This is a genomic window from Streptomyces sp. NPDC093085, from assembly GCF_040683935.1.
GTDB lineage: Bacteria > Actinomycetota > Actinomycetes > Streptomycetales > Streptomycetaceae > Streptomyces.
In genome coordinates this window covers 28771-40953 of the sequence record NZ_JBFBFB010000020.1, presented here as the reverse complement: position 1 = coordinate 40953, position 12183 = coordinate 28771, and the positions used below count along the sequence as shown (strand labels likewise).

Sequence of the window (12183 nt, the reverse complement as noted above, 5' to 3'; positions counted from 1 at the left end):
ATGGTTCACCCGACGAAGGGCCGAGAACTGCCGGAAGAAGCGCCTGGGTCCTGTGCCTTGGGCCCAGCCTGATGCCGTGCTCGCCGAGTCTGGGTCGCTGCTAGGAGCTGTACGCACCCAGAAGTTCACGCACGCCCGAGTGCTGCCGGTGGGGTTCGAAACGCGTCAGCGTGTCCTTGACCCAGTCGTTCAAGCGTGGCGACGCGGTGTGGTAGCTCAGGTTCGCCGCCCGATCGGCTGCGTGCGTTGCCTCGTCCAGGGCACCGGCATCGAGATATGACCCAGCCAGCCAGCACGCATACAGTCCTACTTCCCGGGCATGCGTTTCGTCGTAGGGAGCGGTCAGTCCCTCCAGGATCGGCACGGCCTTCTTAGGCTGCCGCAGCTCCGCCCAGCACCGTCCGGCCATGATCTCCGACTCGTCGCGGTTGATCCAATAGACGGTGTCCGGCTCCTCCACCCGATCGGTGTCACGCTGATCGTGAGCCTGCTCCGACAGCCCGATCGCACGGTCCACACCGGAGGCGTCTCCTGTCCGGGCACAGGCCCACGCGAGCCTGTCCGCCAGGACCACGCGAACAGCGGGGAGAACATCTCGGGGAGCGTTCGTCAATGACGCCTTCGCCATGGCGACGCCCTCTCGGGGATCGGCTGTGGATGATGTCAGGTACGACAGCTCGGAGAGAGCTGTCGAACCCAAGGTATGGTTCCCCGCCTGGTTCGCGGCGCTCGCCGCAGCCAGCGCGTACTTCCGGGCACGAGAGATGCGCCCGGTGTCGAAAGCGGTCCACGAAGCGAACTGGTACAGCTCCGCAAGCCCGCTCAGCAGGTCCCGCGCCACGGGCTCCGTGTAGGAACCGTGAGCGGCCATGCCGGCGTGTGTCTTGATCTCGGCGACGACCTTCGGGTAGACGGACACGCCACCGCTGTAGTCGTCCAGCCTGCGCAGCGCTGCCAGTCGCTTGCCCGCGCGGACGACATCAGCACGGCCGATGCGGCGGCCCTGCGCCAGGGCCGAGGGGGCGGACAGTGCGATGCCGGCGACCGTCCCGGCTCCAAGGATGCTCTACGGTCCACAGGAGGCACCAGCCCTTCCAGGTCAAGAACATCCGTATCAGGCTCGGGAGATTCACCGTAACCGGAGAGGTCTACCTCAAGCACCTGTTCGAGATGGGGCAACCAGTCCTCCGGATGACGGATGCCCTTCTCCCATCGGTAGACGTAGTGGCCAGTGCATGTGCCGCGTACCGTGTCCGAACCGATGCCCCAGCGGGCGTTGTTGAGTTCGCGCGCCAGTGCGGCTTGGGAGAGGCGCCGCGCTTCGCGCAGTTCGCGGATCTTTTCACCGAGGGTCATGAGCCTCCCCTTTGGGCTCCTGGCATACAAGAGGCATGCAGATGGCCTACACCCTGGCACCTATCCACTTGCCCGGCTGAGGCATTGACTGAACATCAGCCTTCGCGATCCCGGCCCGCTCTGCCCCGTAAACGCGGGGAAGCTCGCCGTGCCGGTACGGCTTGGTGACACACCGAGGAGGAGACCATGCCCGTTCACCGCCCTGCCGTCAGGCATTTCCTCGCCGGGCCCGCCCTGGTCCCCGAGGATCTGACCATGGTTCTGCTCGTACACGAGGACAACGACCAGGAGCCCCGTCCGATGCCGACCGTGGCTCTCCGGGATATCCCGAAGGCGGTCCGGCAGGCATCCGACTCGGGTATCCGATCGGTAAAGCTCTTCGCCGGCAGCCGCATGCGCGACGACCGGGCCGCGCAGTCGATGTCGCCGCACAGCCTCATGGCACGCTCGGTCGAGGCAGTGAAGAACGAAGCGCCGGAAGTAGCCGTGATCACGGAGACGTGTGTGTGTTCGCACACCACCACCGGAGAGTGCTACCTCACTGACCATCACGGCGTGGACATCGCGGCCACAGGCGAGGTGCTGGCCACGCAGGCTGTTACGCAGGCCGGGGCCGGGGCCGACATCGTAGGGCCGGCCGCGATGATTCCGGGCACCATCAGGGCTGTCCGGACAGCTCTCGACGAATCGGGCCATCGCGACGTGTCGATCATGCCCCACTTAATTTTCGACTCCGCGCTGTACGAGGGTTACCGGACAACCATGAGCGCCGCTCCGGCGTCGGGTGCGCGAGCGTTCCAGATCGCTCCTCGCCGGACTGACGAGGCAGTACGGACAGGTCTCGCCATGGTCTCCGAGGGCGCTGACATGATCCTGTTGGAGCCTGCCCTGTTCACGGTGGACACGCTGATGCGGCTGCGCGAGGAGTGCCCGGTCCCGTTGATGCCCTTCTCCGTCAGCGGCGAGTACGCCGCTCTCGCTCCGGCCAACGCGGACGGCACCCGTGACGTACGTCCCTTGGTGGAAGCGTTCACCATGCTCCGACGAGCTGGGGCCGACCGCGTCATCTCTTACGGCGCGGTGGAGATCGCACGCAGGCTCCAGTGACCCTCCGCGCAAGCTCTGCCCCGAGCAGGCATCGCCGGTCACGGCACTAGCGATGGATCGCGGCCAGGATGCCGTCCGCACCCCGTTCCAGCAGTTCTGTCGCCACCGCTCGCCCGAGTCCCTCCGGGTCGCTCAGGGGGCCCATAGCGGTGGCGCGGATCTGCTCCTTGCCGTCGAGGGAGGTCACCGTGCCGGCGAGTCGCAGCTCGTCCGCGTCCACCGTGGCGTGGGCCCCGACGGGCACGGAGCACCCGCCGTGCAGTGCCTCCAGCATCGACCGCTCCGCGCGTACGGTCGCGTCCACGACGGGGTCGCCGATACCGGCCAGCAGCTCCCTAAGGCGCTCGTCCTCGCTGCGGACCTGGATCGCGAGTGCCCCCTGCCCCGGCGACGGAGGGAACGTCGTGACGTCGAGGTATTCGCGGGTCTCGGAACCGATGCCGAGCCGGCCGAGCCCGGCGGCGGCCAGGAGGACCGCGTCAACGGCGCCGGGGCCTTTGAGCCTGCCGAGACGCGGTGGGACGTTTCCCTTGATCGGCACGGTGACGACGTCGGGGCGCAGGGCGAGCAGTTGGGCGATGCGGCGCTGGGCTCCGGTGCCGACACGGGCGCCGACGGGCAGCGTGGCAAGGGTGTGGCCGCACAGCACATCTCGGACGTCTTCCCGGGGTCCGGGAACCGGCAGGACCATCAGGCCCGGTGTGGGCTCGGTCGGCAGATCCTTGAAGGAATGCACGACGACATCGACTTCACCCGAGAGCAGAGCGCGCTGTTGCTTGCCGGAGAAGGCGTTCCCGCTTTCCGTTTTCGCGGCGACCTCGGCGAGCGAACCCGTCCGGCGATCCTCGTCGCCGCCCTCCAGGACCACGCGTTGCTTGAAGGTGATGTCCGGGAACCGCTCGCGCATCGGTCCTAGCCACTCCCTGACCTGCGCTCTGGCCAGCCGGCTGGCACGCGATCCGACAATCACCGTGGGCACGGCGTCAACTCCGCTTCTTTGGACGGGTGTTGGTCGCACATGCTACTGCGGTTCATCAGTGTGCTTTTCCAACCTTTTGTCGGCTAGTTTTCCGACTAATTGTCGGTATTGGGAACTGGAGGAGTGCTGTGGCTGAGCATCCGAAAAGTCGGTCACGAGCCGCGTTCGACGCGTCGCTCCCACACGCCACCTCATGGGCTGCCGCGCTGATCCGTGATCACCTCGGGCGCGTACTGCTCCTTCACAAGTCCGGTGCCGGGCCCCGTGCGTGGCAGCTCCCCGGTGGTCACCTCGACCACCGTGAGTACCCCATCGGCGCCGCGCTCCGGGAACTGGCCGAAGAGGCGGGCGTCGTCCCCGGACGTCCGCTCCGACTGGTCGGCCTCGATTTCGCCCTTCCCGCGCATGGCTGGACCGGTAATCGCATGGGGTTCTTCTTCGACGGAGGCCGGCTCGAAGCCGCATACCTGGACGCCTGCGTCGAACTGTCCGGCGAGCACGACGACTGGGGGCTGAGGACGATGGACGACTGGCGCACTGTGCTGAAGCCCCCGGATTGGCAACGCATTCACTACCTGATCGACGCGGCCGACAACGGCACGGTCGCCTACCTCCACGAGATGGGAGAACTCCGGTGAGCGGCACGCCCGAACTGATCCGGATCGGCACTCGCGCGGCCCCTATGGCCATCTTTCAGGCCGGACAGGTCGCGGAGCTGATCCGTGAACACGCCCCCGGCATCCGGACGGAAATCGTCACCCACACCACGGAAGCCGACAAATGGCAGGGTGACCTGGCGCGACTCGGCGGCAAGGGACTCTTCACCAAAGCCGTAGACGAGAAGCTCCAGCGCGGACAGATCGATGTCGCCGTGCACTGCATGAAGGACGTACCGGGTGACCAGCCCTTACCCGAGGGGCTGATCTTCGGCGCGTACCTTCACCGGGAAGACGTCCACGACGTTGTCCTCTTCCCCGATGGATCCGACCACAAGAGTCTCGGCGATCTGCCCGCAGGCGCCGTCGTCGCCTCCTCGGCCGTACGGCGCAAGGCCCAGATCCTCCGCGACCGCCCCGACCTCCAGGTCGAACGCGTACGCGGACTCGTCGGTAGCCGCGTCGAAAGGCTCGACAAAGGCGATCGCGGCTGGAGCGCCATGGTTCTGTCCATGGCCGGCCTGCAACGTCTCGGCCTGGGTGACCGGGCGGAACAGATCCTCTCCCTGGAGGAGATGCTTCCTGCCGTCGGAGCCGGAGTCATCGGGGCCGAGTGCCGCCGCGACGACGGCCCCGTGCTCGGGGTGCTCCAACAGATCAACGACGAGAAGACGATGAGGGAGCTGACGGCCGAGCGCGTCATGCTGCACGGCCTCCGAGGGCACTGCAATTCCCCGATTGCCGGCCGCTGCGCCACTGGTCCCGACGGGCAACTCGTCCTGCGCGGCATGGTCTTCAGCCGCGAAGGCGCGCACTTCGCGCACGCCCAGTTCTGGGGAGAGGACGGCAACGACCCCGCCGTCCTGGGGGCACGGGTCTGCGCCGAGCTTCTTCGGCAGGGAGCCCGTGACCTGATCATGGGCATCCCCCACTAGGGCCTGTCTGACAATTCCCGTCGTCGCCCGGAGGCGGGAATTGTCAGACAGGCCCTAGCCCTTGTCCAGCCCCGACGCGGCGGCGTTCCGCGCTTCGGCGGCGAGGGCGCGGACGCGGTGCGGTGGCAGTGGGGCGGGGGCCTGTACGGGGGTGTACGTGCCTCGGCAGTCCCGGCACTCCCCGTCGACCAGGGCCTCCGGCCGTCCCGGTGCCTGGCAGGCGGCGCACTCCACGAGGGCGCCCGCCGCCGGGTTCGGGGTGGTCGGCATGTCCGCCGGGTCGGGTGGCAGCTTGGTGGTGAGCCGGGAGCGTACGAGTCCGGCGGGGTGGTGTACGGGGGTGGGCAGTCCGTGGGTGAGGGCGTGCAGGATGTTCTGCTCCCCGGCTCCGCGTGCGAACCATTCGGTGGCCAGGGGTTCCAGGGCGGCGCAGTCGGCGGCGGGGAGGGAGAGGGTGGGGCAGTGGCGTCCCAGGGCGGCGAGGAGGAGGTATCCCCGGGAGCGTGTCGGCCGGGCCGCCTGCGTCCAGGGCGCAGCGACGGGGGCGGGGGCCGGGGCGGAAGCCGGGGCGGGGGCGGGTCCGCTGCCGGCCGGGGTGGAAGCCGGGGCCGGGGTGGTGCCGGTCGTCGGCCGGGCGGCCGGGGCGGCGCCCGGGTCGGCATCCGGGGAGCCCACGGAGTCCGGGGAGCCCGGGGTCTCGGTGTCGGCGCCTGTGTCCCAGGCGTCACCCTTGCGTGCGGTGCGGGAGAACCACGTACGGGTGACCCAGCGTCCGCCCCCGTCTCCGGTCAGGAATTCGCGTCGGCGGAGGAGATGTCCGGCGCGTTCGAGGAAGTTGAGGGCGGTGCGTAAGGCGCACTGTCCGTACTCCATCACCTTGGCCAGGGCTTTCACAGAGATGTCGGCCCCGTCGGGGAGCCGGTCGATGAACCCGGCGATGGCGGCTTCCCGTCCGGGCAGGAGGGCGAAGTCGTCTGTGGAGGGGGCCGGTTGACCGGCGGCCGAGCGCTTCCCGTACCCGGGGTTGGCCATCGGATGGGGAGCGGTGTGCACGCGCGGCGGCGCAACACTAAACTGCGAAGCAGCCATGAGGATCGTGTCCGATCTGACTGGTGAGGTCTCCGTCAGGTGCGGCTAACACCCGGCGGGGACCGTTTTACGTTTCAGGGGCAAGGTAGACGGATCTCACCCTGCGTCGCAACTCGACAGCGAAAAGTCAACCGTTGAGGCGGGGAGGCGGGGAGGCGGGGAGGCGGGGAGGCGGGGAAGGCGGGTAGGGAGGGTGGGTGGGAAACAGGAACCAACCAGTCCTTACAAGCAGAGCTCGACCCCCGAAGCTCAAGCTCCGTGCCGCCTCGCCATGGCGTCCACCGGGGAGCTGTCCCGGCGGTCATGAGTCGGGGTGCTCATGAAGGGGGGGGGCGGATTCTCATGGCGTGGCCTCGTCCTGTGCGAGAACAGCGTTGATCTGGCGAATTGTGTTGTACAGCAGAGGGAGTTCGTCGGCCGGTATGTGGTCGAGGATCCGCCGACGCGCGCTGGCGCGGTGATGGGGATGCGCTTTCTCCATCGCGGCGAGTCCCGCGCCGGTGAGTGTGGTGACGATGCCGCGGAAGTCGGCGGGGTCGCGGTCTTTGGTCACCAGGTCCCGGCTGCGCAGTCCGTCGACGACGCGCGTGATCCGGCTCGGGGTCAGCCCCATGAGGCCGGCGAGTTCGGCCATGCGCAAGCGCCGCTCCGGCGCTTCGCTGAGCCGGAGGAGGACCGCGAAGTCCGTCATCGTCAGGCCGGCGGTGCGGTTCATGTCGTCTTCCAGGGCCCGGGGAAGGGCGTGCACGAGGCGGCCCATCTCGTGCAGGAGCCGCGCCTCCTGCGGGGTGAGGGTGTCGTCGCCGTGCATGCGGCCCACTGTGCCCTGAGACGCTTGACCAGGCAAGCTTCGCGGAGTATCACTTGCCTAAGCAAGTGACTCCACCGGAAAGGCACCCATGAGCCCCCTGGCAGGCAAAGCCGCCCTCATCACCGGCGGCAGCCGAGGCATCGGCGCCGCAACCGTACTGCGCCTCGCACGCGACGGCGCCGACGTTGCCTTCACCTACACCAGCTCCCACGAACAGGCCGAGGCCCTGGCGGGCCAGGTTCGGGAACTGGGCCGGACCGCCATACCGCTGAAGGCGGACAGCGCCGACCCCGCGCAAGTGCGCGGCGCGGTCAGCGAGGGCGCCGAGCGTCTCGGGCGGCTCGACATCCTCGTCAACAGCGCCGCGGTCATGATCCCCGGCACGATCGACAGACTCAGCGTCGCCGACATCGATCAGACCTTCGATCTCAACGTCCGAGCGGTCATCCTCACCGTCCAGGAGGCCCTGCGCCACCTGCCCGACGGCGGCCGGATCATCGTCCTCGGCAGTAACGTCGCCGACTACACGCCCTTCCCCGGCATGGCGCTCTACGCGTCCAGCAAGTCCGCGCTCCACGGGCTCGTCCGCGGTCTGGCGCGTGAACTCGGCCCCCGGGGCATCAACGCCGTGCTGGTCCAGCCCGGCCCCACCGACACCGACGCCAACCCCGCCGACGGGCCCCAGGCGCACCGCATGCGCGACCTGACCCCACTGGGCCGCTACGGCCGCCCCGACGACATCGCCTCGATGATCGCCCACCTCGCCGGCGACGGCGGACGCCACATCACCGGCACCACCATCACCATCGACGGCGGCCTCAACACCTAGAACTGCCCGGACGTGATGACCGGGGACAGCGGGCGGCGGCAGCCGTCGGCGCGCAGAAGGAACTTGCCGGCGGCCTGGTGTTCCACGGCTGGCCGGGGCCGGGGCCGGGGCCGGGGCCGGTGGCCGGGGCCGGTGGTGGAGGTGCCCCGCGCCACCCGCCCCGGGGCCCGGGGCCCGGGGCGGGTGGCCCGGGGCGGGTGGCCCGGGGCTCAAGCCCCCAGGTGTGTGCGATGCCCTGACGGTCCTGGGGGATCGGCAGGGCAGCGCGCGCGGGTCGGTTCAGCCGAGAGCTGGGCGCGGGGCGCCGTTGTGCACGTCGTCGATGAAGCCCCGCCATGCTCCGGGGGCGCAGGGCGCAGGGCGCAGGGGTGCCGGTGGACCGGTACGAACCGGTACCTGCTGCGCCGGGTGATCGGGCGGTGCCGAACTCGCCCGCCTTGACGCCCGCCACGAAGGACGCGAACGGGCCGACCGGGAAGCCCAGGGCGGGGCCGGGGGGGGCAGGGGTCAGGCGCGGGTGCGCTCACGCTGGCAGTGCAGACACACGTACCGGGAGCGGAGCACGAGCCGCATGGCTTCCGGGTCCTTGTGCATCTGACACAGCCACGACAGCTCAGAGGCTTCGGGGAACCCGTGTTTCAGGAACCGTCGCGCGGTCCTGCGAGCACTGCCGTCACCTGATCCGGGGGTACTAGTTGTCATCTCCGTCGCCGTCCTCGTCGGGCTCCGGCTCCGGCTCGGGGGCGCTGATGATCTCGTTGCCCGCTACGTCGTAGCCGTTGACATTGTCGATGCCCATGCTGGGCCCTCCTTGTTTGTAGCGATATGGGGGCGGGCAAGGGAACCCCGCCCTTCCGGGGGCTGGTGGGTCGCGGCGCGTGCCGAACGTGCCGGATCACAGCACGGGGCCGGTTACAGCTCGCCCTTGGCCTGCCGGAAGCAGTCGATGTGCCGCTTCTGCTCGCCATCGCCGCTGTCCCCTCGCGTGGATCGATGACGACCACGCTAGTGCAGCACCTCGTTGATCCTTCAGGGGTTCACGTGGCTTTGAGCGGGGAGCCGTCGTAGGTCCAGCGGTAGGGCTTGGCGTCGTGTTCGTCGTAGGTCCAGACGAAGTCGTCGATGCGTGCGGCAAGTTCGTTGCGGGAGCGGGCGGTGATTCCGGTCTTCTCGTCCACCGAGATCACCACGGAGTTGGCCGGGCAGGTCCGGTAGAGGTCGCAGACGTCGGCGGCGCGGGTGAAGAACTCTGGGTCGGGCGGGCGGGTCAGCCAGCCGCGCACCAGGTGCGGCTTGAGATCGACGCTGTCCAGGATCCGTCCGACCTGCGAGGCGGAGACCGCCAGCCCGCCGGACAGGTGCAGCTGCTCGGCCAGCAGCCGGTGGGTCCACACCGTGTCCGGGCCCGGCGGCGCGGCGGTGGCCGCGGCGATGATCCGCAGCTTGTCCTCCGGGCTCAGCCTCGGGCGGCCCAAAGGTCGGGGCCGGTCGGTCAGTGCGGTCAGGCGTTCGGCGGCGAACCGCTTGCGCCAGGCGCGGATGGTGTCGACGTGCCGGTTCAGATCGCGGCCGACGGCGGCGTTGGACGCTCCGCCAGCCAGGGCCAGGATCGCCCCGGCCCGCTGCACTTGCTGAAACGGTGCTGTCCGGGCGGCGGCCAGCTGTTCCAGCTCCTCCTGTTCGGCCGACGTCAATTCGATCCTGAACGGACTATCCAGCGCCATCGCCCACCCTGAGATCAGCCTGCTGCTCCGCTGATCATTCCGCGAGTCTGCGGCCGGGTGCCACGCGGGCACCGGGGCCGGGGTCGGGCAAGATGGGGCCATGGCCAGCCCGAACGCCGCCAAGACGGCCGCATTGCAGCAACGACTGACCGCCCACGCCCGGTGCTGGCCACAGATCACCGAGATCAAGGTCCGCTGGCGGGCCGGCTACGCCTACATCGACGCCGTCGTGGCCGACGACGATGACGGCGACCTGCAACTGTGCCGCCTGAAGGACACCGGACACCCCGAGCTGTGGGGCTTCGCCCTGTTCACCTACAGCAACGAACGCTATGAGGGCAACATCCTGCCCACCGGCCTGCCGTTCGGCACCCCCGAGGACGCCTTGGACTGCGCCGCCGGACTCTACCTCGGCGCCCCGCCCACCTGAGCGCTCAGACCCCGTGACTCCCGACTTTCGTGGCGGGCACGTACTCGATCTCCGTCGGACCGCCCGTATCCGCGGTTCGCTGTCACCATGGGGGCGTGGATTCTTTCGAAACGATATCCGACGCCAACCAGGTACGTGAGCGCTGGCGCGCTCGGGAGGCGCCTGCCGGAGACTTCATCATGTTCGGTGACGGCTCTTTGTCAGTGATGGAGCTCGTGCGTTTCTTTCCGCACGACCAACTCCACAACCCACAGGCGGCGACCTGGCGCTGGCAGGAGCTTTTGCGTGCCCACGTGTGGACCCCTAGCGAATGGATGGATGTGGACACGGAGTTCGCCACACACGCCTTCGCCGGAAGCCGTGCCTTGGCAGGCGAAACATCGGCCCACGGGAGTATCGGCTGGGTCGCCCTGACCCGGGACGACGAATGCACCCTGGAGTGGCTGGCGGTCTCCTGCTCCTCCAATCCGTTCGCCGAAGTCACGTTGGACGAAACCGTAGTGACCGCGATCAACACTGCGGGCCGCATCTGGACGTTCCCCCGGAACGCTCCCCAACAGGTGGAGATCACTGAGGACCCGGCATACCCCTGGCCACGTCAAGGCACATCGGCAGCAACACCGGTCAGCTAAAAAGCCGCCAAAAACTGGGAGTCACAGACCCCCGAAGGATCAACGCGGTGCTGCACTAGGGACAGCGGAATCTCAGCTACCAGCCGATTGCTCGTGATTGCGGAGCGATCACCCGAGGGCGGCAATCGCCGCCATGATCGTCCTGCGGGCTTTCGGGCCGTACACCGCGATGTCGGCAAGCTCCGCGAACGCGTCCGCGTACATGCCCACCTCGCTGGGCTGCGTGATCGTGAGGTAGCCGCTCACGAGCTCAACGTTGACTTGGCCCGCGTCGTAGACCCAGAACCCCTCGACCGGCATACGCGTACGGTCATGGCGCTCGGGAACAACTCCCAGGCTGACGTTGGGAAGTCGGCACATTGCCAGGAGGTGCTCAAGCTGGCCGTGCTGGCTTTGTCCACGAGAACGGACAGCGAATGTTCACCACTTCGGGAGTCAGCTGACCCGGGCTCTGTTCGATATTTGTGACGTGGGTCGAGCTGCCCCGACGGCCCGGCCGTGGCGGCTGGGCGCGCGAAGCTACGCTTCGGCCATGCCCGCTCAGAACCCGTCCGCAGACCACGCCGACGACCAGTTGTCGATCCTCGATGGCTTGCTTCTTCGGCCCTTCCCTGACGAAGAAGGCCGACCGGACGCGAACGGGCAGTGGGGCGGGCCCGGCTTCCACTTGGTGGTGCTCCGTGAGAGCCAGGACTTCTGGGAAGACCGGAGCACCGAGGTCGTCGACGCGGCTGAAGGGGAGCTGGCGGCCGACCTTGCCGCGCTGGCTGTCGTTCTCACTGGACGCTGGGGTGCCCCGGAGGCGATCGACTTGCGGCCCTATCTCGGGCTTGATGACCCGGACTACCCCGGCAACGAGGCGCCCGAGCCGTTGAGCTATTTGTGCAACGTCGCCGTGGACATGCAGGTTTGGCGGGTGCCGTCCGCCGGCCGCTGGCTCGGCCTCACTATCGGCCAGGGGGACCGAGAGCTCCCCTTCGAGCTTCTCGCCGCCGTCGGTGAGAGTTCTGCGTTTCCGGGGTGAGCAGAGAAGAGCGGCGCCTCCGAGGTGCCCCAGGCTGCTGACCGTTCGAATCGCTCGCGCCTCCCGAAGTGGTGAACATTCGCTGTCCGTTCTCGTAGACAAAGCCACCCGTGAAGTGGTTGAACTTCCCGTGCGCGCCGTCGAAAACCCAGAAGTCGTTACCGGGGCAGCGCGATGTCCGAGGCGCGACGCCGGGGCAGCCAACGCACCTGTTCACCGCCGGCGAGGTTCACCGCGCCGGTCACGTCGTACTCACATCGCGTGTAGTCCGACAAAGGCTCGCTGACGATGCGGGCACGGCGCACCACCACGCCTCGCGCCGTGGCCTTCCGCACGAGATCAGTCCATCCCCGGTAGGCGGTGGCGGCCTCGGATACGCGGCCCTCCTGCCATGCGATGAACGCGGGGTCGTCCCGGATGTAGCTGTCTCACATCTCCAAGTGCACAGCATTACGGGTGACTTGAGCCCACTCCTGCTCAAGCGTCGTTGCCACCGCTCACCTCGTCTTCTACGTGTGCGATGCCCTGACGGTCCTGGGGGATCGGCAGGGCAGCGCGCGCGGGTCGGTTCAGCCGAGAGCTGGGCGCGGGGCGCCGTTGTGCACGTCGTC

General features: G+C 68.5%; 14 protein-coding genes and 1 pseudogene. 7 read left to right on the top strand and 8 right to left on the bottom strand.

The genetic code is table 11. The annotated features are described in order from the left end of the window. Positions 1-100: 100 nt before the first annotated feature. Both AB0O07_RS34115 and AB0O07_RS34110 read right to left on the bottom strand, forming a co-directional pair. Complete coding sequence (locus AB0O07_RS34115; protein WP_365640865.1) at positions 101-919, bottom strand: hypothetical protein; 819 nt, start codon at positions 917-919, stop codon at positions 101-103. Continuing rightward, on the bottom strand, positions 823-1356 hold the full coding sequence (locus AB0O07_RS34110) for a helix-turn-helix transcriptional regulator (protein ID WP_365640862.1): 534 nt from the start codon (positions 1354-1356) through the stop codon (positions 823-825). The genes AB0O07_RS34115 and AB0O07_RS34110 overlap by 97 nt, the downstream gene beginning before the upstream one ends. Before the next feature lie 186 nt (positions 1357-1542). Between AB0O07_RS34110 and AB0O07_RS34105 the strand changes: the two genes are divergently transcribed. Beyond that, positions 1543-2463 carry a hypothetical protein gene (locus AB0O07_RS34105; protein ID WP_365640859.1) on the top strand — a complete coding sequence of 307 codons (921 nt, stop codon included), beginning with the start codon at positions 1543-1545 and terminating at the stop codon, positions 2461-2463. A gap of 46 nt (positions 2464-2509) precedes the next feature. On the opposite strand, the gene hemC (AB0O07_RS34100) is transcribed toward AB0O07_RS34105, so the two are convergent. Further along, positions 2510-3433, bottom strand: coding sequence for a hydroxymethylbilane synthase (hemC, locus tag AB0O07_RS34100; RefSeq protein WP_365641029.1), 924 nt, complete (start codon positions 3431-3433; stop codon positions 2510-2512). A gap of 35 nt (positions 3434-3468) precedes the next feature. On the opposite strand from hemC (AB0O07_RS34100), the gene AB0O07_RS34095 reads away from it, so the two are divergent. Further along, positions 3469-4080, top strand: a complete 612-nt coding sequence (locus tag AB0O07_RS34095; protein WP_365640856.1) for an NUDIX hydrolase — start codon at positions 3469-3471, stop codon at positions 4078-4080. Next, positions 4077-5033, top strand: a complete 957-nt coding sequence (hemC, locus tag AB0O07_RS34090; RefSeq protein ID WP_365640854.1) for a hydroxymethylbilane synthase — start codon at positions 4077-4079, stop codon at positions 5031-5033. Before AB0O07_RS34095 ends, hemC (AB0O07_RS34090) begins: the two co-directional genes overlap by 4 nt. A 54-nt stretch (positions 5034-5087) precedes the next feature. Here the strand turns inward: hemC (AB0O07_RS34090) and AB0O07_RS34085 are convergent, their stop codons facing one another. Beyond that, positions 5088-6122, bottom strand: coding sequence for a hypothetical protein (locus AB0O07_RS34085; RefSeq protein ID WP_365640852.1), 1035 nt, complete (start codon positions 6120-6122; stop codon positions 5088-5090). Between the two features lie 340 nt (positions 6123-6462). Beyond that, entirely contained in the window at positions 6463-6933 is a 471-nt protein-coding gene (locus AB0O07_RS34080) for a MarR family winged helix-turn-helix transcriptional regulator (protein WP_365640850.1), read from the bottom strand. 88 nt (positions 6934-7021) lie between these two features. Between AB0O07_RS34080 and AB0O07_RS34075 the strand changes: the two genes are divergently transcribed. After that, on the top strand, positions 7022-7762 hold the full coding sequence (locus tag AB0O07_RS34075; RefSeq protein ID WP_365640847.1) for an SDR family oxidoreductase: 741 nt from the start codon (positions 7022-7024) through the stop codon (positions 7760-7762). A 1037-nt stretch (positions 7763-8799) separates the two neighbouring features. Here the strand turns inward: AB0O07_RS34075 and AB0O07_RS34070 are convergent. Further along, positions 8800-9486, bottom strand: coding sequence for a helix-turn-helix domain-containing protein (locus tag AB0O07_RS34070; RefSeq protein WP_365640844.1), 687 nt, complete (start codon positions 9484-9486; stop codon positions 8800-8802). 100 nt (positions 9487-9586) lie between these two features. On the opposite strand from AB0O07_RS34070, the gene AB0O07_RS34065 reads away from it, so the two are divergent. Further along, positions 9587-9916 carry a hypothetical protein gene (locus tag AB0O07_RS34065; RefSeq protein WP_365640841.1) on the top strand — a complete coding sequence of 110 codons (330 nt, stop codon included), beginning with the start codon at positions 9587-9589 and terminating at the stop codon, positions 9914-9916. A gap of 95 nt (positions 9917-10011) precedes the next feature. Further along, positions 10012-10548, top strand: a complete 537-nt coding sequence (locus tag AB0O07_RS34060; RefSeq protein WP_365640839.1) for a hypothetical protein — start codon at positions 10012-10014, stop codon at positions 10546-10548. Between the two features lie 108 nt (positions 10549-10656). On the opposite strand, the pseudogene AB0O07_RS34055 reads toward AB0O07_RS34060, so the two are convergent. Beyond that, positions 10657-10929: pseudogene (locus AB0O07_RS34055) on the bottom strand (Scr1 family TA system antitoxin-like transcriptional regulator); the annotation flags it as partial. 151 nt (positions 10930-11080) lie between these two features. Between AB0O07_RS34055 and AB0O07_RS34050 the strand changes: the two are divergent. Beyond that, positions 11081-11572: a hypothetical protein gene (locus tag AB0O07_RS34050; RefSeq protein WP_365640836.1), complete on the top strand. Its 492-nt coding sequence runs from the start codon at positions 11081-11083 to the stop codon at positions 11570-11572. A 158-nt stretch (positions 11573-11730) separates the two neighbouring features. Here AB0O07_RS34050 and AB0O07_RS34045 read toward each other — a convergent pair whose 3' ends face one another. Further along, the gene (locus tag AB0O07_RS34045; RefSeq protein ID WP_365641027.1) at positions 11731-11970 is read right to left on the bottom strand and encodes a DUF6879 family protein; all 240 of its coding nucleotides are present in this window, start codon (positions 11968-11970) and stop codon (positions 11731-11733) included. Positions 11971-12183 lie beyond the last annotated feature (213 nt).

Bases quoted from the DNA above. Each gene is read 5' to 3' on its own strand.
- AB0O07_RS34110 (WP_365640862.1), bottom strand. From the start codon at position 1,356: ATGACCCTCGGTGAAAAGATCCGCGAACTGCGCGAAGCGCGGCGCCTC.
- AB0O07_RS34105 (WP_365640859.1), top strand. From the start codon at position 1,543: ATGCCCGTTCACCGCCCTGCCGTCAGGCATTTCCTCGCCGGGCCCGCC.
- AB0O07_RS34085 (WP_365640852.1), bottom strand. From the start codon at position 6,122: ATGGCTGCTTCGCAGTTTAGTGTTGCGCCGCCGCGCGTGCACACCGCT.
- AB0O07_RS34080 (WP_365640850.1), bottom strand. From the start codon at position 6,933: ATGCACGGCGACGACACCCTCACCCCGCAGGAGGCGCGGCTCCTGCAC.
- AB0O07_RS34075 (WP_365640847.1), top strand. From the start codon at position 7,022: ATGAGCCCCCTGGCAGGCAAAGCCGCCCTCATCACCGGCGGCAGCCGA.
- AB0O07_RS34070 (WP_365640844.1), bottom strand. From the start codon at position 9,486: ATGGCGCTGGATAGTCCGTTCAGGATCGAATTGACGTCGGCCGAACAG.
- AB0O07_RS34065 (WP_365640841.1), top strand. From the start codon at position 9,587: ATGGCCAGCCCGAACGCCGCCAAGACGGCCGCATTGCAGCAACGACTG.
- AB0O07_RS34050 (WP_365640836.1), top strand. From the start codon at position 11,081: ATGCCCGCTCAGAACCCGTCCGCAGACCACGCCGACGACCAGTTGTCG.